This is a genomic window from Paenibacillus sp. J45TS6 (assembly GCF_018403285.1).
Classification (GTDB): Bacteria; Bacillota; Bacilli; order Paenibacillales; family Paenibacillaceae; genus Paenibacillus.
The window spans coordinates 212,641-236,736 of sequence record NZ_BOSJ01000007.1 but is presented as its reverse complement, the minus strand read 5'-3'; the positions used below and the strand labels follow the sequence as shown (position 1 = coordinate 236,736).

Sequence of the window (24,096 nt, the reverse complement as noted above, 5' to 3'; positions counted from 1 at the left end):
GAAATATCATGCTTTTTCAAGCATCTGGAATTATAAAACGATATGGCATAGACAGCATTCTTGAAGGTGTCAGCCTGCAGATATTAGAACGTGAACGGATTGGACTTGTAGGGGTCAATGGTGCAGGAAAATCTACTCTACTCAAAATTTTGGCTGGTGAAATGTCCTATGACGGCGGTCAGATCTTTAAAGCCAAAGAAACAACTATAGGGTACCTCGCCCAAAACAGCGGACTGGAATCGGATGGAACCATCTGGGAAGAGATGCTGAAAGTTTTTGCTCACCTTACGGAAGCTGAAGCGGAACTGCGACTGATGGAACAGCGAATTGCTGATCCAAAAGAAATGAATGATGAGAAAAAATATGCCGATCTGCTGGAGCGTTACGCCGTTCGTCAAGACTGGTTCAAAGATCATGGCGGCTATGAGATCGAAACACGGATTCGAAGTGTCCTTCACGGGATGGGATTCGGTGAATTTCCTGTGGATACGAAGATTTCTACTCTCAGCGGTGGACAAAAGACAAGACTTGCTCTTGCCCGAATTCTCCTGCAAGCTCCTGATGTGCTTATGCTGGATGAGCCGACGAACCATCTAGATATTGAAACACTGACTTGGCTGGAGGATTATCTTCGTGGATATTCAGGCGCCATCTTAGTCGTTTCTCATGACCGGTATTTCCTTGACCGGCTTGTTACTGGAATTGTGGAAATTGAGCGGCATCGTTCCCGCAAGTATACGGGGAATTACAGCCGCTATATGGAGATCAAAGCAGCAGAGTACGAAGCTCAGATGAAACAATATGAGAAACAGCAAGATGAAATCTCCAAGATGGAAGAATTTATTCAGCGGAACATTGTGCGTGCTTCCACTACCAAACGCGCCCAAAGCCGGCGCAAAGCACTGGATAAAATGGAAGTGATGGACCGGCCGCAAGGCGATCTGAAACGGGCCCATTTTTCTTTTGATATTGCTTATATGTCTGGAAAAGAAGTACTGCATGTGCGGGACTTATCTGTCGCTTTTGATAAAGAAAGCCAGCCGCTCTTTGAACATGCCGATATGGATCTGCGCAGAGGAGAAACGGTTGCTCTCATTGGACCGAACGGAATCGGAAAATCCACACTGCTGAAATGCCTGACAGGGCAGATGACCCCGCGCTCAGGTCAGATCGATTGGGGTACCAAGATTAAACTTGGATACTATGATCAGGAACAGACGAATCTCAATGATAAAAACACCGTACTCGAAGAATTGTGGAGTGAATATCCACATATGGAAGAAGCGCGTATTCGTACGGTACTCGGTAACTTCCTCTTCAGCGGAGATGATGTACAGAAGCGAATCAGTGCGCTGAGCGGCGGGGAAAAAGCCCGTGTATCGTTAGCGAAGCTCATGCTGCAAGAATCCAATGTACTTATACTCGATGAGCCGACCAACCATCTGGACTTATTCAGTAAAGAAGTGCTTGAATCTGCACTGATCGATTACGAAGGAACCCTGCTCTTCATTTCACATGACCGCTATTTCCTTAACAAAATGGCAGAACGCATTGTCGAACTGCATCCAAAAGGAACACAGCATTTCCTAGGAAATTATGATGACTATGTGGCGAAGAAACAGGAACTTGAAGAAATCGAGCAGGAACGTAAAGAACTAAAGGCAGCAACAACGAAACAGAGCTCGGCATCTTCTACTGCTGAGAAATCTGGAGCTGATCTTTTTCAAGCCGAGAAGCAGGCAAAGCGGGAAGAGCGGAACAGACAGCGCAAGCTGGAGAGTCTTGAAGAACAAATTGCGGATATCGAGAGTAAAATTGAAGAAGAGCAAGCAGAAATGGCGAAGCCGGAGATCTATCAAGACTACATGAAACTACAAGAAATTCAGCAGTCCATCGAAACTTGGAAGAACAAGCTCAGCGAAGTCTATGCAGAGTGGGAAGAACTCGCGGAATAGCAAAAAATAAATCTTTAAATTGACATATTTACAGTATGAAGAAGTAATTAACAATTTTATCCACAGAAAAAGTGGATAACAAATCCAATTTAACAGCCCTTTGGGCTGTTTTTTTGGCTTTATAAAGCCATTTTCATAGAAAACCCAATATTATCCACTATTCTATCCACATTATCCACAAATTACCTTACATATGGATGTTAAGATTTTTCGTTATTTTCATTTATTTGCGAAAACGTAATATTGCTCACTTTTTTGGGTTTATCCCCATTTTCTTCCGGATATGTGGATAACTTTGTTAACAACTTGACAGATTTACCTTTTTATAGTTAATCGCTTTGATCCTGCTTATTGGTTTCCACACAAAAAGAAAAGTCGATCATCTATAGAAGATGTCGACTTTTTGATCTTTATGTTCTTTATCTTATTCTTTGTGTTTTTTTATCTTATTTTTCGTGTTTTCTATCTTACTCTACAGACCAATTCTCCAAAGATAAGCCTGGTTCTGCTTGCATCTTCAGATCGGAAAACATGCCGCGTTCCCATTTCAGGTAGGCTGCTGCTCCAATCATCGCCGCATTGTCAGTACAGTATTCCATCGGCGGAATGAGAAGCTTGATGTTTTCTTTGGCGCAGCGTTCCTCGAGTGCCTTGCGCAGACCTTTATTCGCAGCAACCCCTCCGCTTAGCAGAAGCTGCTTGGAACCATACGCGCGAACCGCACGAACGGCTTTCTCGACAAGCACTTCAACGACTGATTCCTGAAAACCGCGCGCCACACTGCTGCGATCAAGGGTCTCGCCTTTCATCGATGCCTGATTAACAATATTCAGTACGGCGGACTTTAGACCACTGAAGCTGAAATCATAAGAATCCGGTTCAAGCCATACCCGAGGAAGCGGCGTTACCGTCTTCGCCTCATGTGCCATCCGGTCCACATGCGGCCCGCCCGGATAAGGACAACCGAGTGCACGTGCGACTTTATCATAAGCTTCACCTACTGCATCATCCCGCGTACGTCCAATCACTTCAAACTTTCCTTCCGAAGGGATATGAGTAAGCTCTGTATGTCCGCCGGATACAACCAGTGCCATCGCTGGATATTCAATCTCTTCCACCAAACGGTTTGCATAGATATGACCGGCAATATGATGGGTTCCAATCAGCGGCTTATCAAGAGCCATCGCCAGTGTTTTGGCAGCAACGATACCAACAAGCAAAGCACCTACAAGACCAGGTCCCTGCGTAACGGCAATCGCGGATAGATCCTTTGGCTGGATACCCGATGCTTCAATAGCCTGTTCCATAACGAGCGTAATGACCTCAACATGCTTACGTGAAGCAACTTCCGGTACAACCCCGCCAAAAGCTTTATGTGTCTCAATCTGACTTGCAATCAGGTTCACCAATACTTCGCGTCCATTTTTAATTACAGAAACGGACGTTTCATCACAGCTTGTCTCTACTGCGAGTATATAACTTGTATTTTGTAAGGACGATTGTGTCATGAATCTCTTAGACTTCCTTCCTCTGTTCCTTCCGTACCCAGGTGCACGCTTGCGGGTAAATCAGCCCACATAATCATTGCATCTTCATTATTATCTGAATAATATCCTTTACGAAGTCCGGAAGGTCTGAATCCTTTTTTCTCATATAAACCTTGTGCTACCGTATTCGAGACTCTGACTTCCAGTGTCATTCGTGTCATTCCGAGATAGGCTGCTGTCTTCATCAGTTCCGTAAGCAGCTTCTCTCCGAGCTTTCTGCCACGGTATGCTTCCAGTACGGCAATATTCGTAATATGGGCTTCATCAATGATCGTCCACATTCCTGCATATCCAATCGGTTTACCGTCTAGTTCCATTATCATGTATTTCGCAAAATGGTTATGTGTAAGTTCATTCACGAACGCACTTTCCGTCCATGGCAATGTAAAACAATCCTGTTCAATCCTGAGGACATCCGGTATATCTTGCATCGTCATCATCCGGAAAACGAGCTGTCCCTTCTCTTCCTTACGATCCATGCAGCTCTACGACTCCCTTCATTTGCGCAGAAGATTTGCTTCCGCTTCTGCAAGTTGGGTGTAATTCGGCAGTAAGGTATGAATATCTTCCTGCTCCCCTTGAAGCAGTTTCACTGCTCCGAGCTTGCCAACATAACGCCCTTCCATCTCATAAGATCGAAGATGAATCTGTACTTCAGGCTGCATCGTCTGAAGTTTCTCAAGCGTCTGCCTGTGAGGCTCTACATCTCCTACAAAAAGTATTCCGTCCGGTGCATCCGAAGAAGGAAGTTCACTCAGCAGCGATGCAATCGCGTCTACCCAGCTATCAACCAGCCTTATGGCATCAGGCTCCATTCGGTGCAGTTCAGAACTTCCCCCTTCTCCTTCGAATAACGCAGTATAAGCTTGACCTCTCCGTGCATCCATCAGCGGTACAACCCAGTAGCGGCTGCCAGACTTCTCCAGTGACCCTTGAGGATTTTCCACCAAACTAATATCGTTCACATAAGTACGCAGCCCGCCTAAAGCAAGCGCTGCAAGACTAGATACAGCGGCTACAGGTACGCCCCAAGCCCACGCTAATGTTTTGGCCGCCGTAACTGCGATGCGGACCCCTGTATAAGAACCTGGTCCAATGCCGACAGCGATGCCAGCTATATCTTCTTTTGTTATTTGACTATTCTCCATCAGATCCTTCAAAGCCTGCACCACATGCACGGCATGATTACGATCTGCTCTTGTATTACTTTCAGCTACTAGTGACTCTTCTGACATCACCGCTGCGGCAAGCACAGCTGTCGATGTATCAAGCACCAAAAACCGCTGACGCGGCTGATGTTCTTCGTTCATCCCTTATCGACTCCACTTCTGCTTAATTCCTGACACCATGCAGCATAAGGTGCTCCGTAACCATCTAAACGAATCACTCGTTCTTCCGCTCCCGTTACTTCCATCTGAATATGCAGATGAGCTTCCGGCAGTAATTCAGGGATAATGCTGGACCATTCTACCAGACTTACACCATCTCCGTAGAAATATTCATCAAGACCTAGTCCTTCGGCTTCATCTAGAGAAATGCGGTACACATCCATATGATATAGTGCAAGTCTTCCCTTATATTCTTTAATCAGTGTAAACGTAGGGCTGTTCACAACCCCTTCTACACCGAGATGTCTTGCAAAGCTTTGAGAAAATGCTGTCTTTCCCGCACCCAAATCTCCATCAAGTGCAATGACGGTTCCAGGAGCCGCTAACTTCGCAAGGACAGCCGCCAGTTTGTCTGTATCTTGTACACCTTTAGAGTGAAACACCCATTCCTGATGTTCTTGTACCAATGTGCCAACCTTCTTTCGGTCCATTATCCTTCTTAAGGATAACAAAATACTTCATCTCATTATATAGTTCCATACTATCACTCGCAAGGCGAAAGACAAGTCAAAGAACCCGAAGGAACTTACCTCTCCCCCGAGTTCTCCTAACCTTCTGCTCTTTATGGCATTCTCATGTAATTATAACTGTTAACCTTCTACAAGTCGCTCTACATTCACGGTATGCGTATCGAGCGGATTATTTCCGATTTGTACTGTTGCCATTTTATTATCTAGATCTACATGCTCGATCCATACCGGTTTTTCTCCATCTAATTTTACAGCATAATTTTCTTTCGCATCAAAGATCGCTTTTGCGCGAGTTGCTTCCATCCCTATTCCTCCCCTTTCTTCTCATTCACTTGAAATTCACTTTCATCAAATAAAGCATCACTCGTACTGTCTCCAATATATCCGTTATCCCGCGTAACTTCGCCACCGCCAAGCCCTTCATTCACCATTCGATCAACATCAAATGCGGTATTCTCGAACGATTCCTCTACTTCATCTTCAGGAGAAGTAACAGCTTCCCAGTTCACCAAGTCGACAGTAATCATATCCGGTCCTCCAAACTCAGAAGGAAGATCCCATCCATCTTTCCCATCTCTTCCTTCATGCGAATCCGAATCATCCCATGTCATCTTTTAGCTTCCCCCTTTAGTAATGATTTAATGTACTATGCCCGCTATAAAAGAAGATCATGCGTCAGAAATCAGGATAGATCGGGCTTTTTTTGACCATAATAGCAGTAAAACAGGATTGATAAATGATGTAATGATGTAGAAGGAGGAGGAGAAATCATGCATACCGTCTGGAAGGGAGCCATCAGCTTCGGACTCGTTCATGTTCCTGTCAAAATGTTCTCAGCTACAGAAGATAAAGATATCTCGATGCGTTACATTCATAACGTGTGCGGAAGTCCGCTTGCCTATATCCGTAAATGTCCTTCGTGTGATATTGAAGTGAAATGGGAGGAAATCACAAAAGGATACGAATACGAGAAAGGCAAATTCGTCCTTTTTGAAAAAGAGGAACTCGAGCAATTATCAGATCAAGCTAATAAAAATATTACCATTCTTGATTTTGTAAATTTAACCGATATTGACCCTATTTATTTTCAGAAAACATATTATCTGTCCCCCGATCAAGCGGGTGCTAATGCCTATCAGCTCTTGATGTCCGCAATGAGGGATACAGGGAAGATTGGTATTGCCAAAATCTCGATTCGCTCGAAAAGCAGTCTCGCTGCCATCCGTGTATTAGATGAATGTCTTGCGATCGAAACGATTTTTTATCCTGACGAAATACGCCCCATCTCTCAGGTTCCGAATCTTCCGGAGAACACCCTAGTGAATGATAAGGAGCTCACGATGGCTAAGATGCTGATTGACCAGCTGTCTACTCCTTTTGAGCCTGAAAAATATACGGATGACTATCGATTGCGCCTGCTTGATGCGATTCAGCATAAAGTGGCGGGAGAAGAATTCAAAGTCGCTCCTGCTAAACCAGAGACCAACGTTGTTGATCTAATGGCCGCTCTTCAGGCAAGCATTGAAGCTACGCAGCCGATACCAACCGACCCAGGGAAACCGCCAGCCAAGAAACGGACGCGGAAAACGGCAGCTGCAGCTAAATCAGAAGAAACGACTCCTGTCATTACGCCAAAACCAAAAAAACGCAAAACTGCAAAAACCAAAGAATCGGGAGCGTAACAAAATAGAATTTATCTATCATAAATTCTTCTTATTGACGTAAATCGGTTAACACTTTATACTTACTTACACAAAGTAATTAAGTATATTTATTTTAGTTAATCTAAATGATTTACTTACATAAGGGGGATTTATCATATGACTTATTCTATTCATCCAAATACCGTACTCGGTGAAGTAAAACTTCGTGTAAGCGACTTGGAACGGTCCATTCTTTTTTATGAACAAGTGGTTGGTCTCACCTTGTTATCCCGTACCGGAGAACATGTTGCAAGCTTTACAGCGAAGGGCGGATCTGCGCCGCTTCTTATTCTGGAAGAGATTCCGAATGCGAAAAAGGTTGCACCAAGAAGCCATGCAGGACTATACCATTTTGCCATTCTACTTCCTGATCGTACTTCCCTGGGGATTGCACTACGACATCTTGCAGAATCGGGTATTGAGATAGGTCAAGGCGATCATACGGTCAGTGAAGCATTATACATTAATGATCCGGATGGACATGGTATTGAGATTTATGCCGATCGTCCAAGAAGCACTTGGAAGAAAGATGAACATAATAACTACATCATGGGAACTGATCCTGTCGATGTACAAGGCCTGCTGCAACTTGCGGGAGTTACACCTTTTACAGGTCTGCCTGCAGGAACGATCATTGGGCATGTACATTTTCATATCTCTGATCTAGAAGAAGCACGTCATTTCTATAATCATCTGCTCGGTTTTGATATTGTGGTAGACGCTTCCCGCTATATGCATGCCCTCTTCGCATCCGCAGGCGGATACCATCACCACATTGGTCTTAATGTATGGGCAGGCAAAGGTGCACCGAAAGTTCCTTCGGATGCTGTTGGAATTGATTATTTTACAATTATCTTTGAGAATCAGGCCGTGTATGAAGAAGCTCTCGTAAGACTTGAGCAGAACGGAGTCTCTGTCAGCCGCAAAGCGGAGGAAGCTAGAGTAATGGATCCCTTCGGTATCCAGATCCGCATCACTCACGCCTGATCTCTCTTACACATAAGGAGAAGCGATATATGAAGCTTACACCCGTCATTCCTTTTGAACCCGTTCGAACCGAACAGTTTCCTTCAGGACATCCCTGGATTGCTCAGGTAAAATGGGACGGTGTTCGAATGCTCACTTACTATGATGGTGAGGAAGTACGCCTCGTGAACCGCAAGCGAAACGATCGAACAATACAATACCCGGAACTCGGTCAGGCGGATGTATATTCATCCGCTTCTTCTTTTATTTTGGATGGAGAACTCATCGCGTTTACGGACGGTAAACCCTCTTTTCATGAGATCATGCGGCGGGACAGTCTTCGGAGCGAGCGAAGTATACGGCAAGGATTACGAAGTGTACCTGTTACCTATATGGTATTTGATCTTCTCTATCTGAATGGAGAATGGATTACTCATCTCCCGCTGTCTGAACGCCAGGAACGGCTAAACCAGATCATTAAACCTCAGTCTCTTGTTCAACTCGTGCAGAATTTCCCGGACGGAAATGCTCTCTTTGAAGCGACCAAAGCGCAGCAGCTAGAAGGGGTTGTGGTCAAAGATCTGACGAGTGCCTATGCGCTGGGCGGAAAAGATAACCGCTGGCAGAAGCGCAAGAAAAACGGTGACCTGTATGCGGTGATTGGCGGCGTTACGCTCCGTGACAATATCGTCAACTCTCTGCTTGTCGGATTATACCGTGAGGATGGAGTACTTTCATACATTGGTCATGCCGGAACCGGAAGATTCACAGCTCAGGAGTGGCGGGATCTTACAGAACGCATCCAGCCCCTTCTCACCCGCGAAATGCCTTTTGATCATTTGCCAGGCCGATATCAAGGGGCTCTGTGGATCCGTCCTGAGATCGTCGTTCGCATCACCTATCTTGAATGGACACCTGGGGGGACGATGCGTCATCCAACTATCGAAAGCTTTGCCCCTCATATCCAGCCAAAGGACTGTACTTTATCACAGAAGGAGGAAAATTCGTAATGGCTAGAACGGTAAAAGGAAGTATTCAGATTCAAGGCCAGACCCTGACTATTACGAATCCCGACAAACCGCTGTGGCCAGAGGCTGGTGTAACAAAGGCGATCTATTTACAGAAACTAGCCGAGCTTTCGCCTTACCTTCTGACTCACTGCAGGGATCGGCTATTAACTACAATTCGTTATCCGCATGGGGTACATGGTGAATTCTTTTATCAGAAAAACGCTCCCGAACCGCTGCCGCCCTTTGTTCAGACAGCTGTACATGAGAAGATCAATTACGTTGTGCTGAACGGCCTGCCAGAACTACTATGGCTTGGCAATCTGGCTGCGTTGGAATTTCATCCCTCTCTTCATGCGGTAGGAAGCAGTCTGCCATGTGAATGGATGATTGACCTTGACCCTACGCTTCAAGAAGAACCAAGAATCATGGAAGCCGCGCATATTGTAGGCCAGGTGCTCTCTTCACTCGGAGTTCAATCTGTTCCCAAAACATCCGGTGCAACCGGTGTTCAAATCATTGTTCCGATCAGCAAAGGGATTACATTTGAACAACTTCGAATGCTCGGCCATTTTGTCGGCAGGTATGTATGTGAGAAACATCCGAAGCTGTTCACCCTAGAGCGACTCAAAAAAGATCGCGGTGACAAAATTTATTTTGACTATTTACAGCATTATGGAGGGAAAACACTTGCTGCCCCCTACACGCCGCGAGCAAGAGAACAGGCAACCGTCTCTACCCCTCTCTTATGGGAAGAAGTAGCACGTGATGTATCGCCCAAAGATTTCACGTTACTAAACATCGGAGCGCGCCTCGCCGAAAAAGGGGATCTGATCGCAGCCCTCCCTGCTCAGCCACTAGAACCTCTCCTCGCTCATTTGGCCAAGACTTGAGATCCTATGTAATGTTCTTATTCTACTAAAAACAAACAGCCCAGCGTTCCTATAAACTTAGGAACAGCCGGGCTGTTATTTATTGAATCCATCTCATACACATGGAAACTGTGAAATGGATTCATATATTAATGAATTCCTTTTTTCTTAAAGCGTCCACCTTTTACATCGTGAATGTTACCGATCGCAAGAAATGCATGCGGGTCCCAATCTTCAACAATACTCTTCAGTTTGGCTTCTTCTAGTCGGGTAATTACTACAAAGATTACTTTCTTCTCTTCTCCGCTAAAACCGCCCTCACCATCGAGGTATGTAACGCCGCGTCCCAATCTGTCGGTAAGTGCTTCACCGATATCTCGGAACTTGTCGCTAATGATCCATACCGATTTGGATTGATCCATACCTTCGATCGTGATGTCGATCATCTTCATCGCAATATAGTAGGCAATGATGGAATACAGTGCATTCGGCCATCCGAATACAAATCCGGCCATAACGAAGATGAATAAGTTAATGAACAGAACAATCTGTCCAACGGAGAAGGGGGATTTTTCACTAAGGAGAATAGCAACGATCTCAGTACCGTCCAGCGATCCGCCAGAACGAATAACAAGACCTACACCAATTCCCAGGATAACACCGCCAAATACAGCACCAAGCAGCGGTTCATTCGGCGTAAGCGCACTTACATGGTGCAGCAATTGTGTGCCGATCGACATCACTACAATGCCGAAGAAGGTACAAATCGCAAATGTCTTGCCGATCTGCTTATAGCCGATGAAGAGAAAAGGCAGGTTAAGTACGGTGAGCAGGATACCCAGCGGCATACCGGTTATTTTGGATAACATGATCGATATCCCCGTAATCCCCCCGTCAATAACGCCATTTGGAACAAGAAAAATTTCAAGACCTACTGCCATTAATGTAGCTCCCACAATGATTAAAAATGCTCGTTGCAGAAGCTTCAGACTTAGCGGAGAACTGCTTGCCTTCGTCTGTTTACTTTGACTTGGCACCATTTCTTTGGTTGTCATCTCTGACATAGAACTCCCCCTTTTCTTTTCACTTTTTCTATGCCATAAGACATACTGGATACCTCTATTATAACATATCAAAGTTACAAAAGTCACAAAAACGACAGCTAAACAGAGATAAACGATTAGAAACTTGTTTTTCTTTTAGAAATCCGGTAAATACAATCAAAGCAGCGGAGATAGTAACCTACATACGACTTCAGCGCACTTGGAGGCCCGAGAACGTTGCTTGAACTCACCCAATTCAATTCGTTTACTATTCTGTAAATCTTGTTCAAAATCAGCTGTCAGCTGGTCTAACGCACTACGAGAATACATTACTGCTGTCAGTTCAAAGTTGCTGTAGAAGCTGCGCATATCGAGGTTTGCTGATCCTACCGCTGCGAGTAATTGATCCACGATCACCACTTTGGCATGAACAAACCCTTTCTGATAACGGTAGAACGTAACCCCCGCTTCCATTAACTCTTCAAGATGAGACAGTGATGCAAGCAGCACAATCTTGTAATCCGCTCTCCCGGGAATAAGCACCCTTACATCCACCCCGCTTCGGGCTGCTGTTTTGATTGCCGTCATCAGCGCTACATCCGGAATAAAATAAGGGGTTGTAATATACACTTTTGAGTTTGCCGTTGCAATGGCATTAAAACACATCTCTTGGATGGGATGCCTAGTCTCATCAGGACCGCTCGCAATCACTTGTATCTGCTCCGTCCCCTTACAATGATGCTCAGGAAATAAAACGGGAACTAATGAAGAGCATAGGGTCTGTCCGCTCACGAGCCTCCAATCTTTAATAAAAGCCATCTGCAAATAGTACACAGCATCTCCGTGCATACGCATATGAGTGTCACGCCAGAATCCCAATTTGAGCGATTCGCCTTTGTACTCATCACCGATATTCATCCCGCCCGTATAGCCAATCTTGCCATCAATCACTACGATTTTTCGATGATTTCGATAATTTATTTTCCTAAGTTTTAAAGCGTGTAGCGGCGGTAAAAAGAAATGAACTTCTACCCCTGCATCCTTCATCCGCTGTATGAAGGGTTTCGACAGACTTTTGCTTCCGAACCCATCACATATGATTCTCACTTGGACCCCTTCCTTCGATTTCTTGATCAGCAGATCTTGAAATATCGTGCCCATAATATCATGCCGAATAATATAGAATTCGAGATGGATATGTTTCTTAGCCTCTTTGATATCTTGAAATAAAACCGTAAATAACGGATCTCCTTCCGCATAATAATCCGTATGATTGCAGTTCGTGATTGAACTATTAGGAATTTCTGATAATAGATTGTATAGGCGCATGTTGTGTGCAAACTCTTTGTTCTCCATGCCCTCTATGGAGGTAACCTGATTTACTTTCCCAGAAATCTGTGAATGCATCTCATTCCATACCATCCGCTCTTCTCTTGTCATAGACGCACTCTTGCCATAAGGTCTTCCTGCAACCCTATACAACCATATACCAATCAGAGGCAGACAGAACGATATGAAGATCCACACAGCGGCTTTTTCTGGACGCTTATACTCCAGCAATAACAGCAGCATCGTCTGAACCAAATACAGCAGGATAAGAAAAAGGATAACCGTCCCTATCATCGCTAAGCTCCTCCTCTGATCTGATAAAACCGACTGAATACAGTCATCTATACAGTTTGACAATCTTTAGTGTATTTCATGCACCCATCTGTATAGAATTCTCTTTTCGGCCACCTATGATCGGTTTCGGAACCCAATAAAATGTTTCAATAATATATATAAGTCTATACATATCGTGTTGGAGAGTTATTTTTCTTAAGAACACTGATTTGGCTTTATGTCAAGTTGGTCATAAGAGGGAAGATGCGATATAATATTCGTTAAACTTTTATATACTTTAAAATCATGAAGGAGAAGAGATGTGAAATGGACGAAGGTAGTAGGTACGCGTTAAATTTAGTAATGGTGGCAGTGCTCATTGGATTCTCTGCTTTTTTTGTAGCCATTGAGTTTGCCATAGTACGTGTAAGAACAAGTCGGCTGGATCAATTAATTGCGGAGGGCAATAAGAAAGCAGCCGCAGTAAGGCAAGTGGTTGCCAATCTGGATGGTTATCTGTCTGCTTGTCAGCTGGGGATTACCATCACTTCACTCGGACTAGGATGGCTCGGTGAACCAACGATTGAGAAAATTCTGCATCCGCTGCTCGTAGAAAGCTGGGGAATACCCGAATCCGTAGGATCGGTGATATCCTTCGTACTTGCTTTCATGCTGATTACTTACTTACATGTCGTTGTAGGGGAACTGGCCCCTAAGACCGTTTCGATTCGCAAAGCTGAAACCGTGGCGATGTGGACTGCGGGACCCATTATCTGGTTTAACAAAGTGATGTACCCATTTATTTTCATCTTAAATAGCTCTGCTAACCAGCTTGTTAAATTATTTGGTGTAAAACCGGCTTCGGAACAAGAAGAAGCTCACTCGGAAGAGGAACTGCAGATCATTATTAATGAGAGTTTCGAAAGCGGCATGATCAACCAAAGTGAGTTTGGATATGTGAGCCGAATCTTTGCTTTTGATGAGATGTTAGCCAAAGAAATTATGGTTCCACGTACGGATATGGTATGTCTATACGCCAGTAAGTCGGTCGAAGAGAATCTCGCAATCATTAAAGAAGAACAGTATACTCGTTTTCCTGTCGTTAATGAGAACAAGGATGATATTATCGGAATCATTCATACGAAACAATTCTTCCTGGACTATTACGGCAACGATTCTAATAAGATTGATATTCAAAGTTTGATTCACCCGATTCCAGCAGTACATGAAACCACACCGGTCAAAGACCTGCTGAAAAAAATGCAGCAAGAAGGCAATCATATTGTAATCTTGGTCGATGAATATGGCGGTACATCAGGTATGGTTACGATTGAAGATGTGCTGGAGCAGATTGTTGGTGAAATAAGAGATGAATTTGACGCCGATGAGGTAGAAGAAATCCAAATCATGGATGAGAATCATATCCTTTTTGACGGCAAAGTGTCTCTCTCGAAAGTAAACGATCTCTTCTCCGCTGCGCTTGATACGGATGAATGGGATACCATTGGAGGATGGCTGTACAGTCATCAGCCAGAAATGGAAGTACAAGAAGAGTTTGAATTTGAAGGACTTACGTTCACTCTTATTGAAAAAGAGAAGAACCGCTTCCTCAAAGTTGCGATTACAACGAAGGCTCCTATTGCCAGTACACTGAATGAACAAACCGTTATGGCTGAGTAATCCTTTTGTTATATAGAATAAGGCCCGCTTCCTCTGTAGTGAGGATGCGGGCCTTATTTTGCTTTATTTTCAAGCAGAGATTGTTGAATTTTAGTTTTCTTACAATTCCTCTATGCTTTTTCCCAGCGATCTTTAAAGAACACGTTATATACACGGCCTACAATGATCTTTACCGTCATGTAGACGGGGATCGCCAGCAGCATACCGATTAGGCCTCCGATATCTCCACCCACGAGTACAACAACAATCGTCGTGATTGGATGGATATCCAGTGTCTTGTTCATAATGTATGGTGCCAGTAGATTATCCTGAATTTGCTGTGCAACAAGGATGATAACCAGCGCCCAGAATGCCATCATAGGTTCCTCTGTGAAGGCAATAATCACAATCGGAATGGAAGATACAATCGCTCCAATGAACGGAATGAAATTCATAATTATGGAGACGACGGTAAGAAGTAACGCATAAGGTAGACCAATAATAAGAAAGCCAATGTACATGAGTACACCTAATGCAATGTTTGCAATGACACGGCCTACAATAAATCCACTGAGTGAGTTATCAATATCATTCAGCAAGTCTGTACCTTCATCCCGAAAACGTCTTGGCAGGAAGCTGACAATGTTCTCCCCAAATTTACCGCCCTCTTTGAGCATGAAGAACAGCATAATCGGTGAGACAAAAAGTACGACCACAAAGGAGGAGAAGAAGGAAACGAGGCCCGACAAATAGTTGGCGGCCACCGTAAATCCCTGATTGATAATATCAGTCACCTTAGATAGTATATTCGTACCTTCCGGGAAAAACTCGGCAAGAACGCCGCTCTGTTCTAATTCCTTCACTTGCTTCCCAAGCATATTGAGCAGATCCGGTGCACTCTCGATGAATGCGAGGAACTGCGCCCGAAGAGACGGCCATACGCCTAGAATAAATCCAACCAGTATAAGAGCGATTGCCAGAAAAATAATTAGAACGGCAATCGTACGATTGAGTTTCCGCTTCGTCATGATTTCTACTAATGGCCGAAGCAGATAATAGAAAAATGCAGCCAGCATCAGCGGAACAAGAATAATACTGACGAACGAGATGATCGGGTCAAAAATAAAGTTTACTTTTGAACCCAGGTAAATCACAAGAAAGACCAGAATAATTCCGATCAAAAATCGGAAAAATCGGTTTGTTTGAGTCAATGCCAGACCCTCCATCCACATAAATTTTGTCTACGATATGCAGCGAAGCTTCTGTATGGATATCTTTAAGCGTAACTACGATCCGGTCATGCTGCTTTACGCAGCCACATCTCTTTTATTAAATACGTACCAGGAGATTCCCATAAAGATGACATAATACACGGCAAGAATCATCATCGAGAAACCAAGACTCATACCTCCGAGGCCATCCCCATACACATACAGATACTGACTAAGATCCATATTCGTAAATAGTATGTACTTCGCCCATCCATAACGTTCAGGATTAAAGATCATTCCGAAGATTCCCTGAGTAAATAGGATAAATAGAGACAAGCCAATCGCAAGCGCACCCGAACGAAATACGGTTGATACCATAAAAGCAATCGCAATCGTAATAAATAGATCTACATATTCAAATACCCAACTAATCACTGCATAACTCGCGGGAGTCATATTTTCAGGTATCATTCCCACATCTGCTGTAGAAGATAGGAGCAGATACGATGTACCAAGAGCAAGCAGAATCATAGTAAGTGTACTGAGTATGCTGAATAGCAGAACAGAAAGATACTTGGAGAAAAGAATCTTACTCCTCGTCCAAGGACGGATCAGCAAGAGCTTAATCGTCCCCCAAGAGAACTCCCCTGCTACGGAATCTGCTGCGATCACGACGGCAAAGATCGTATTCAGGAAGCTGACAAACGTAACGGAGAGCATCGCTCCCTCCCAGAAGGAAGTCGTCTCTCCTCCCCCGTTGCCGGAAAAGAGATAGGGAATGATGATCGACATAAAGGCCAAAATGCCCAGCATGACCCATGTCCGCATACGCCGGTATATCTTCATATTCTCATTATGGACAAGCATCATAAAATTACTCAATCGATTCACCTCCCGTAAGGGCTAGGAACCGATCTTCTAGAGAATTCCTTCTAGCACGAATTCCATATACCTGTATACCACTCTGCACTAGAAGAGCATTCATCGCTGCAGCCTCATCTCTCGTTCCAGACAGATATAACATCCCTTGTTCTACTCTTCCTTCACCCTTAAGGAGCTTGTACGCCATATCCACGTCACTCACCTCAAAGACATATTCCGTAGCCGTTTGTACTCCTTCTTCTTTTACGCTTCTCACATCGATGAGGTTTCCATTTTGTATGACAGCCACCGTATCACACATCAGCTCCATCTCAGATAACAGGTGACTGGATACGAAGACGGTCGTTCCTTCTTCATCACATAGTTTGCGGAGATAGTCGCGCAGTTCACGAATTCCCTGAGGGTCCAGTCCATTCGTCGGCTCATCTAGAATAAGTAACTTGGGACGATGCAATATTGCCTGTGCCACGCCAAGTCGCTGCCGCATTCCTAGAGAGTAATTCTTCACCTTATCATGGATACGCTGCGTAAGTCCGACGAGTTCAATCGCTTCCTGAATTCGTTCTTTGGTTACACCTGGTGACATAAGGGCAAAATGTAACAGGTTCTGGTACCCGGTCATAAACTTGTACATTTCCGGGTTCTCAACGATCGCCCCTACCTCGCGAATCGCATCTTCAAATTCATGTTTTATACTATGCCCCGCAATATGTATATCGCCTTCACTGATCGAAATCAGTCCAACCATCATACGGATCGTCGTCGTTTTTCCCGCACCATTGGGTCCTAAAAAACCAAAGACCTGGCCTGGATGGATATCCAGAGTCAGGTCTCGTACTAGATAGCGGGAAGAAATGACTTTGCTGACCCCTTGCATTCGAACAACCGGTTCTTGATGCACGGACAAGTTCACTCCTTATTTATCAAATATCGTACAGATTCGTACCGAAACTTAAGCTCAGAAGCTAGTGTACCATACAACCTGTACCACATTCGAGAGGTGAAGCACTCTTCTGAGAAGAATACATGGAAGGAAGATGATGACTTTCCTGCTGCACAGCCTGCTCCTGATCTTGCAGATGATGGTGAATTTCACGGCAGTGACCACAATATCCTAGCGGCATTTCATTTCGATAGAATCCCGTCCGGAAGATAAGATCGGCAGTAATGCGATCTGAGTCAAAAGTACGTACAGACTCATTCTCGACCCACATAATTTTCTTGCAGGCCACACAATAAAAACGGCGAGTACCTATCACTAAAAATCCCCTCCCATTCAAGTAACGTGTAACACATTCTTGAACTACAAAAATCGATCTAATTCGATACATTTTGTATCTCGAACATAATGGAGTCCTATATCTTTGTCAAGAATAATCACTCCATATTACAAATATAACCTGTATTTTAGGGGTTAAATCGCGTTTTTTCTGAAAAAAAGGTTAAATCACATCATATTTACGAAAACGAGTCATTTTTCACATTCACACGATCACGGACAAATGATACAATTTGTATTGTAGAAATATGGTTGTTATTAGGAGGAATGATGATGAGAAGAACAGTGAAAAAATGGAGGAGGAATGCATCGAGGCACATCAGCCTCGTACCTGTACTGGTTATTGTAGGCGCACCCATCTTGACCTACTTTATTGTACGCTTACTGCTTGTACGTTAGGACAACTTTGCTTAGAAATCTCGAAAAAAGTAGGAATGAAAAGCAAAAAAAGCCCCTCTATTGCACAGGATTTCTTCGTGCATAGAGGGGCTCTTCATATGTATACAACATTAGAAATCTTCCGATTTCTGAAATGACCATAGTACCCGCCAATCGCCTGACTCTTCAGCAGCATATACGGGCTGGACGATCTTGAAATTACCGAAGGAAGAATGATAGATCTGTGTTACTGTTATGAGGTAAACTTCCTTCAAGGCTTCTGTTCCTTCAACCAATTGTACATCAAATTTCCGCTCTGGTTCGCTCCGTTCATACTGGAAGGTGTTCGTACCGAAGTGCTGCATGAACACATGCGCCCGGGTCTGAACATAGTCGGGTTTCTTATATCGTTCCTTCATAAGCGAATGAAATAGTTCCCATGAACTTCCGAAGTCCCCTTCTTGCTCATAATCATAGAATTGTTCTACGATCTTAACGGCTTCTTCTTCATTTGTTGATTTAACCATCCCACGTACACTGAAGAACAAAAGAATAATCAAGCCCACCACCAGGACGGCAGTGAGCAATTTGATAAGTCCATTCCCTCGGCGTCTGCGCAGCATGATGCTCCCTCCCTCTTGTCCTTTGTATCTTTCTCAGGTTATGAGCGAGGAGTAATCTTTAGACCTTTCGTCTACGTGAGAAACTTTCAATCAGGATCATGAGTAGTAGAGCGATGCATCCACCGGTGAAGTCTAGGAGAACGTCATAGGGAGATGACGTTCGATCCACTGAATATTTCTGCAAGGTCTCATCAATACTTGCCACAATAACAACAAAAACGAGCGGGATAATATAGCTGTATAGACTTCTCCCCCACTTTTTCCGAATCAGATAATGGGCTAGTAGTGTGAGTACAGCATATACAAATACATGGGCACTTTTGCGAAAAGTAAATTCAATGAAACCATAGGGATTTGACTGAAGATCGTAGTTATTTCCCGCATAATGAACCTTAACATTAGGTAAAGGGATATCTATATTAATCTGATTTGCGATTTTAATAAGAAGAGGGCGAATGGTCTGTTGTTGATAAGATCGAGTGGACATAAACAAGATGAATACTGCCCATACAAGAAGGATGCCAATAAGCAAATAAATCCATTGCTTCTTTTTTCTATTCGCCCTTTTTCTCTCAAGTCTACTCAAGGAGTATCAACCCTTTGCAAATGTTCCTTCATTAAGTTCTGTGCTCGTTCCCGTTCTTGTTCGTCTACAATGTAATAGTAGATTCCATTAATACGCTGACCGTGACCTTGTATTTCTATCGTCTCGATGTTTTTTAGATCTGAACGATAATCCTTAATAAATTGCTTCATTTCATCAAACGTAATATCCGTCTTTACATTATTGCCTACTTCACCTAAGATATTTTGGATTTTGGTTACGCTAGAAACCTGGAGTGCATTATTCATCAACTCTTGGATAATCTCACGTTGTCTTGCGTTACGTCCGAGATCGCCGCGAGGATCGTCATATCTCATACGGGAAAATAATAGTGCCTCTTCCCCCGTTAATTGTATCGGACCTTTAGCAAATAATTCTCCATCAATAGTAAATTCAAATGGGTTATCTACTTCAACACCACCCAATAAGTCTATGATTGATGTGAATCCCTCCATATTAACCTTTACATAGTAATCAATTGGAGAACCTAGAAATTTTTCAACTGTTTGTACAGACATGTTTACACCACCAAAAGCATAGGCGTGATTAATTTTGTCTTCTGTTCCTCTTCCTACGATTTCTGTACGAGTATCTCTAGGAATATTAAACATGAGAATAGAATGTTTAGCAGGGTTCACGGTAAGAACAACCATCGTATCCGAGCGTCCCACATCGTTCGCTCTCTCATCCACTCCTAATAGTAGTACGGAAAAGGGCTCTTGATCTGCTATTTTCTCAGATATGGCATCTGTATCTGTTTGTTGTCCACCATCTATATTAGTGACTGCAGGAATAGGATCTCTAGGTTCATATATACTTTCCGCAGTCGATTCAATAGATTTGTATAAATAAACACCGTATCCAACACCAAGAACTATAAATAACGAAGCTATGCTAAGTGTGACCTTCGCCCATCTTTTCATCTATAATATTCCCCGATCTGTTATAGGGTAGTTTTGGAACCTAAAAAAAGAAGCTATGTCCATTAGGACATAGCCTCAGTATAAGTATTAGCTGTATGAGGACGACCAACTGAATAATAAGTGAACGATGCATCCTTTACTTTCTCTGGATCATAAACGTTTCTTCCATCAATTAATACTGGATGAGCCATGGTTGATGCTAAATCAAACAAATCAATCTCTGCGAATTCAGACCATTCAGTCAAGAGACATAGAGCATCACTATCTTTTGCTGCCTCGAGTGCAGTTTCACACCAAGAAATAGATTCATGATTAAGTTCTTTTTGAAAGTTAGCAGTAGCAATTGGATCGTATGCTTTCACATTAGCTCCCAACTTAATTAACTCCTGAATAATACTGTGTGCAGGAGCGTCTCGAATATCGTCTGTATTTGGTTTAAAAGCCAACCCCCAAATTGCAATGTTCTTATTTTTAAGAGATCCTAGTGCCATTTCAAGTTTTCTAATAATATTAAAGCGTTGATCCTTATTAACTTCAACGACTGATTTTAACAATCTAAATTCATAATCCACATTCTCCGCGATTTGAATTAATGCTTCTGTATCTTTAGGGAAGCAAGAACCCCCATAACCGATACCAGCTTGAAGGAACGAACTTCCTATCCGTTGATCATATCCCATTCCTTCTGCTACTCTAGTTACATCAGCGCCTACTTTCTCGCAAATATTAGCAATTTCGTTTATAAATGAAATTTTTGTTGCCAAGAATGCATTAGATGCGTATTTAATCATTTCTGCTGATCGAAGATCAGTTGTAATGATATTAGTAGTTAACGGCAAGTGTAGTTCTACAAGAGTTCGTTGTGTTTCATAATCATTAGAACCGATTACAATGCGGTTTGGATTGAGGGTATCATAAATTGCTGAACCTTCTCTAAGAAATTCAGGTAATGAAGCAACCGAGAATGGATAATGACTGTTTGACTTAATAATACTAGCTACATATTCATTTGTACCCACAGGAACAGTACTCTTTGTCGCTATAATTTTGTACCCATCCATTGCTTTCGCTACATCTATTGCTGCTTGTTTTATATAGCTTAGATCAGCTTCTCCACTTGGTAGAGGCGGTGTCCCTACAGCTAATATAACTAGATCAGAACTCTGCACTGCACTAGTTACATCAAAAGTAAAAGACAGCCTTCCGGCTGCCTTGTTTTTTATGATTAACTCATCAAGTCCTGGTTCGTAGATTGGAACTTCACCCTTTTCCAACATCTCTACCTTTAATGGATTATTATCTACACAAATAACTTCGTTACCTATCTCAGAAAAACATACTCCTGAAACCAATCCAACATAACCTGTACCTATGACAGCAATTTTCATTATAAATTTCCTCCTTATTTTATACAGAACTTAATGATTTCGGACCAATCAGTACTAAGCCTAATAATGTCTTCTTCTATCAGATTTGATCCCATTTGTACTTCAATGATCTCAAGATCTGAAATTGCCTTTACACTATGCATTGTTTTAGGAGGAATTCTTATTAAATCACCTTTTTTCAAAGTTTGGATTGAATTATTTAACACTAACTCTCCCTCTCCAGATACAATAGTCCATAGTTCCTCACGGAATATATGATACTGATAGCTAAGGTTATTTCCGGCTGTTATACATATTTTCTTAGTTAGAATTTGATCTTTCTCTTTATTTTGAGAATAATCAACAACCTGATAATATCCCCATCTTCTTTCTTCAAACATTGGTCTGGATGTATCCGACTTTAAAATCTCTTTGATCCGTGGACTTTCATCCTTATCACTCACCAAAATTCCGTCAGGACTTACGGCTACTACAATGTTAGAAAGGCCTAACACTGTTACAGGAAGATTCAGTTCGTTAATAAGATGAGAATTAATAGAATCTTCAGAGATGTAGCCTTTACCAACAATAGGGTTAGTCATTTCATCCGTTAATGTATTCCAAGTTCCTAGGTCTTTCCAGTACCCATGATATGGGCTAACTACAATATTCTTAGCATTCTCGACTACTTTATAATCAAAGCTAGTGGAAGGCATTTGTCCATATTGACTCAACATAGTTTCATACTGGATAGGTAAACCCAATTCAATAAGCAAATCAATTAAATAGTTTAGTTTAAATGCAAAAACCCCACAATTCCAAAGAGCGCCTTGAGAAATCATTGACACTGCTTCAGAATGATGAGGTTTTTCAACGAATGTATTAACATTTGTATAGAATTGATTGTTATCAATTTGTTCTGGAATAATATACCCGTATTTCTCAGAAGGATAAGTTGGCTTAACACCAATAAGCGCGATATCTGCTCCTGAATCATTTAATACTTGATCAAGATTTTTGACATTTTCAAAAAATTGGTCTTCTACATATGGATCAACCGGTAAAATTACAATTGTTTCATCTAGACTCACACTTGACATACTATATAAGTAAGATGCTGCTAAAGATATTGCAGGGAATGTATCCCTTCTTTCAGGCTCAACTACTAATCTTATTTCATTTTCCAATTGATTATTTAGAATCTCGACCTGACTCTGACTTGTCGAAATATAAGAATCATCTGATAAACCGTTTTTTTTCAGCTGTTCCCATACTCTCTGTACCATAGATACTTTTTCATCTTGACCATCCATATCTAATATTCTAAGAAACTGTTTAGATCTTGCGTCATTAGATAGTGGCCAAAGTCTTTTCCCTGATCCACCAGATAGCAATATTAATTTCATATTACACCTCTTTTCTCAGGACGCTCAACCATCAATTCTTCTCTATATTCAGTTTGTATTTCATTTAAATTAGATTCAGTACTACTGTTAAACAGATAGCTTTGTACTAATTGGTTAAATTCCTCACGAAAACGTTCATTAGAAAATTTCAATGCGTGTTCTCTGCAGTTCTGAGGGAGAATTCCATTCATGATACTTTCAAATCTTTCAACCGCATCTATTAAGGATTCTGTAGTCTGTTCATAAAAAAACAACCCAGTAAGTTCCTTTTCTATCTCCGGATTTCCTATAACCGTCTCAAGAGCTCCACCTTTACCAAAAGCAATAACTGGTGTACCGCATGCCTGAGCCTCTACTGGAGTAATTCCAAAGTCTTCTTCCGCTGCAAATACAAATGCCTTGGCATTCTGCATGTATTTTCTTAAATCTTCAGTAGATTGATAACCTAATAATTTCACATTGCTTGATTGAAAGGATTTAACTTTTTCCATATCAGGGCCATCACCAATTACGTAAAGCGTTTTGTCTGGCATTTTTGAGAATGCTTCAACTATTAGGTCCACTTTTTTATATGGTACTAATCGAGAAGCAGTTAGATAATAATCTTGTTTAATCTCTTGATATTGAAACATAGAAACGTCTACTGGAGGATATATCGTTATTGCATTTTTGTTATAGACTTTTTGAATTCTTTTTCTAATAAAGTTGGAGTTGGATACCATGAGATCTACACCTGCTGAAGTCCTATAATCCCATAAACGAATGTAATGAAGTATTGCCCTTGTTATATGAGATTTGAGCCCTCTATTCAATCCAGATTCTCTCAAATATTGATGTTGTAAATCCCATGCGTACCTAATCGGAGTATGAATATAAGATATATGAAATTGATCAGGTCCTGTTATAACTCCTTTGGCGACCGCATGCGAAGATGAAATAATTAAATCATAAGAAGAAAGATCGAATTGTTCTATCGCAATCGGCATTAGCGGAAGATAGTTTCTATATTTCTTTTTGGCAAAAGGCATTTTTTGAATAAAAGAGGTAGTAACTTTAACCCCATTTAGAAAAGTTCGATCATTTTCTTTTAAAAAATCAACTAAAGTAAATAAATCGGCATCAGGATAAATTTCAAGAATTTGTTCTACAACTTTCTCAGCCCCGGTATACGTTGTCAGCCAATCATGCACTATGGCAACTTTCAACTCTTC

25 protein-coding genes are annotated in these 24,096 nt (G+C 42.3%); 7 read left to right on the top strand and 18 right to left on the bottom strand.

The window, feature by feature from the left end; all coding sequences use genetic code 11:
* The first annotated feature begins 8 nt into the window (after positions 1 to 8).
* Positions 9 to 1,955 carry an ABC-F family ATP-binding cassette domain-containing protein gene (locus KJS58_RS13035; RefSeq protein WP_213532919.1) on the top strand — a complete coding sequence of 649 codons (1,947 nt, stop codon included), beginning with the start codon at positions 9 to 11 and terminating at the stop codon, positions 1,953 to 1,955.
* Positions 1,956 to 2,422: 467 nt separating this feature from the next.
* On the opposite strand, the gene tsaD is transcribed toward KJS58_RS13035, so the two are convergent.
* The 6 genes from tsaD to KJS58_RS13005 form a co-directional block, all read right to left on the bottom strand.
* Positions 2,423 to 3,463 carry a tRNA (adenosine(37)-N6)-threonylcarbamoyltransferase complex transferase subunit TsaD gene (gene tsaD / locus KJS58_RS13030; RefSeq protein ID WP_213532918.1) on the bottom strand — a complete coding sequence of 347 codons (1,041 nt, stop codon included), beginning with the start codon at positions 3,461 to 3,463 and terminating at the stop codon, positions 2,423 to 2,425.
* Positions 3,460 to 3,981 (bottom strand): ribosomal protein S18-alanine N-acetyltransferase, encoded by a 522-nt coding sequence (rimI, locus tag KJS58_RS13025; RefSeq protein ID WP_213532917.1) that lies wholly within the window; start codon positions 3,979 to 3,981, stop codon positions 3,460 to 3,462. Before rimI ends, tsaD begins: the two co-directional genes overlap by 4 nt.
* An 18-nt stretch (positions 3,982 to 3,999) precedes the next feature.
* Positions 4,000 to 4,812, bottom strand: coding sequence for a tRNA (adenosine(37)-N6)-threonylcarbamoyltransferase complex dimerization subunit type 1 TsaB (tsaB, locus tag KJS58_RS13020; RefSeq protein ID WP_213532916.1), 813 nt, complete (start codon positions 4,810 to 4,812; stop codon positions 4,000 to 4,002).
* Entirely contained in the window at positions 4,809 to 5,297 is a 489-nt protein-coding gene (gene tsaE / locus KJS58_RS13015) for a tRNA (adenosine(37)-N6)-threonylcarbamoyltransferase complex ATPase subunit type 1 TsaE (protein ID WP_374705809.1), read from the bottom strand. The genes tsaB and tsaE overlap by 4 nt, the downstream gene beginning before the upstream one ends.
* A gap of 183 nt (positions 5,298 to 5,480) precedes the next feature.
* The gene (locus KJS58_RS13010) at positions 5,481 to 5,663 is read right to left on the bottom strand and encodes an H-type small acid-soluble spore protein (protein ID WP_160032316.1); all 183 of its coding nucleotides are present in this window, start codon (positions 5,661 to 5,663) and stop codon (positions 5,481 to 5,483) included.
* A 2-nt stretch (positions 5,664 to 5,665) separates the two neighbouring features.
* Complete coding sequence (locus KJS58_RS13005) at positions 5,666 to 5,971, bottom strand: hypothetical protein (RefSeq protein WP_213532957.1); 306 nt, start codon at positions 5,969 to 5,971, stop codon at positions 5,666 to 5,668.
* A 159-nt stretch (positions 5,972 to 6,130) separates the two neighbouring features.
* Between KJS58_RS13005 and ku the strand changes: the two genes are divergently transcribed.
* The 4 genes from ku (at position 6,131) to ligD (ending at position 9,929) form a co-directional block, all read left to right on the top strand.
* Positions 6,131 to 7,042, top strand: a complete 912-nt coding sequence (ku, locus tag KJS58_RS13000; protein WP_213532914.1) for a non-homologous end joining protein Ku — start codon at positions 6,131 to 6,133, stop codon at positions 7,040 to 7,042.
* 138 nt (positions 7,043 to 7,180) lie between these two features.
* Positions 7,181 to 8,050 (top strand): VOC family protein, encoded by an 870-nt coding sequence (locus tag KJS58_RS12995; RefSeq protein ID WP_213532913.1) that lies wholly within the window; start codon positions 7,181 to 7,183, stop codon positions 8,048 to 8,050.
* 29 nt (positions 8,051 to 8,079) lie between these two features.
* Positions 8,080 to 9,039, top strand: a complete 960-nt coding sequence (locus KJS58_RS12990; RefSeq protein ID WP_213532912.1) for an ATP-dependent DNA ligase — start codon at positions 8,080 to 8,082, stop codon at positions 9,037 to 9,039.
* Complete coding sequence (ligD, locus tag KJS58_RS12985; protein WP_213532911.1) at positions 9,039 to 9,929, top strand: non-homologous end-joining DNA ligase; 891 nt, start codon at positions 9,039 to 9,041, stop codon at positions 9,927 to 9,929. Before KJS58_RS12990 ends, ligD begins: the two co-directional genes overlap by 1 nt.
* Before the next feature lie 128 nt (positions 9,930 to 10,057).
* On the opposite strand, the gene KJS58_RS12980 is transcribed toward ligD, so the two are convergent.
* Entirely contained in the window at positions 10,058 to 10,948 is an 891-nt protein-coding gene (locus tag KJS58_RS12980; protein WP_249717256.1) for a YitT family protein, read from the bottom strand.
* Positions 10,949 to 11,128: 180 nt separating this feature from the next.
* Positions 11,129 to 12,574 (bottom strand): cardiolipin synthase, encoded by a 1,446-nt coding sequence (gene cls, locus KJS58_RS12975; RefSeq protein WP_213532909.1) that lies wholly within the window; start codon positions 12,572 to 12,574, stop codon positions 11,129 to 11,131.
* A 306-nt stretch (positions 12,575 to 12,880) separates the two neighbouring features.
* On the opposite strand from cls, the gene KJS58_RS12970 reads away from it, so the two are divergent.
* The gene (locus KJS58_RS12970) at positions 12,881 to 14,233 is read left to right on the top strand and encodes a hemolysin family protein (RefSeq protein ID WP_213532908.1); all 1,353 of its coding nucleotides are present in this window, start codon (positions 12,881 to 12,883) and stop codon (positions 14,231 to 14,233) included.
* Positions 14,234 to 14,343: 110 nt separating this feature from the next.
* Here the strand turns inward: KJS58_RS12970 and KJS58_RS12965 are convergent, their stop codons facing one another.
* The 4 genes from KJS58_RS12965 to KJS58_RS12950 all read right to left on the bottom strand — a co-directional run bounded on the left by KJS58_RS12965 (position 14,344) and on the right by KJS58_RS12950 (position 17,564).
* Entirely contained in the window at positions 14,344 to 15,423 is a 1,080-nt protein-coding gene (locus KJS58_RS12965) for an AI-2E family transporter (protein ID WP_213532907.1), read from the bottom strand.
* Between the two features lie 96 nt (positions 15,424 to 15,519).
* Positions 15,520 to 16,305, bottom strand: a complete 786-nt coding sequence (locus KJS58_RS12960; protein ID WP_213532906.1) for an ABC transporter permease — start codon at positions 16,303 to 16,305, stop codon at positions 15,520 to 15,522.
* Positions 16,298 to 17,182 (bottom strand): ABC transporter ATP-binding protein, encoded by an 885-nt coding sequence (locus tag KJS58_RS12955; protein WP_213532954.1) that lies wholly within the window; start codon positions 17,180 to 17,182, stop codon positions 16,298 to 16,300. The genes KJS58_RS12960 and KJS58_RS12955 overlap by 8 nt, the downstream gene beginning before the upstream one ends.
* A gap of 88 nt (positions 17,183 to 17,270) precedes the next feature.
* Complete coding sequence (locus tag KJS58_RS12950; protein ID WP_213532905.1) at positions 17,271 to 17,564, bottom strand: hypothetical protein; 294 nt, start codon at positions 17,562 to 17,564, stop codon at positions 17,271 to 17,273.
* A 293-nt stretch (positions 17,565 to 17,857) separates the two neighbouring features.
* On the opposite strand from KJS58_RS12950, the gene KJS58_RS25650 reads away from it, so the two are divergent.
* Positions 17,858 to 17,983, top strand: coding sequence for a hypothetical protein (locus KJS58_RS25650; RefSeq protein WP_283771279.1), 126 nt, complete (start codon positions 17,858 to 17,860; stop codon positions 17,981 to 17,983).
* A gap of 110 nt (positions 17,984 to 18,093) precedes the next feature.
* Here the strand turns inward: KJS58_RS25650 and KJS58_RS12945 are convergent, their stop codons facing one another.
* The 6 genes from KJS58_RS12945 to KJS58_RS12920 form a co-directional block, all read right to left on the bottom strand.
* Positions 18,094 to 18,585 (bottom strand): hypothetical protein, encoded by a 492-nt coding sequence (locus KJS58_RS12945; protein ID WP_213532904.1) that lies wholly within the window; start codon positions 18,583 to 18,585, stop codon positions 18,094 to 18,096.
* Positions 18,586 to 18,643: 58 nt separating this feature from the next.
* Entirely contained in the window at positions 18,644 to 19,117 is a 474-nt protein-coding gene (locus KJS58_RS12940; RefSeq protein WP_213532903.1) for a VanZ family protein, read from the bottom strand.
* 50 nt (positions 19,118 to 19,167) lie between these two features.
* Complete coding sequence (locus tag KJS58_RS12935) at positions 19,168 to 20,112, bottom strand: LCP family glycopolymer transferase (RefSeq protein ID WP_213532902.1); 945 nt, start codon at positions 20,110 to 20,112, stop codon at positions 19,168 to 19,170.
* 62 nt (positions 20,113 to 20,174) lie between these two features.
* A complete protein-coding gene (locus tag KJS58_RS12930) occupies positions 20,175 to 21,500 on the bottom strand; it encodes a UDP-glucose dehydrogenase family protein (protein WP_213532901.1) in 1,326 nt (441 codons plus the stop codon).
* Positions 21,501 to 21,514: 14 nt separating this feature from the next.
* Complete coding sequence (locus KJS58_RS12925) at positions 21,515 to 22,885, bottom strand: sugar phosphate nucleotidyltransferase (protein ID WP_213532900.1); 1,371 nt, start codon at positions 22,883 to 22,885, stop codon at positions 21,515 to 21,517.
* The gene (locus tag KJS58_RS12920; RefSeq protein WP_213532899.1) at positions 22,882 to 24,090 is read right to left on the bottom strand and encodes a glycosyltransferase family 4 protein; all 1,209 of its coding nucleotides are present in this window, start codon (positions 24,088 to 24,090) and stop codon (positions 22,882 to 22,884) included. Before KJS58_RS12920 ends, KJS58_RS12925 begins: the two co-directional genes overlap by 4 nt.
* Positions 24,091 to 24,096 lie beyond the last annotated feature (6 nt).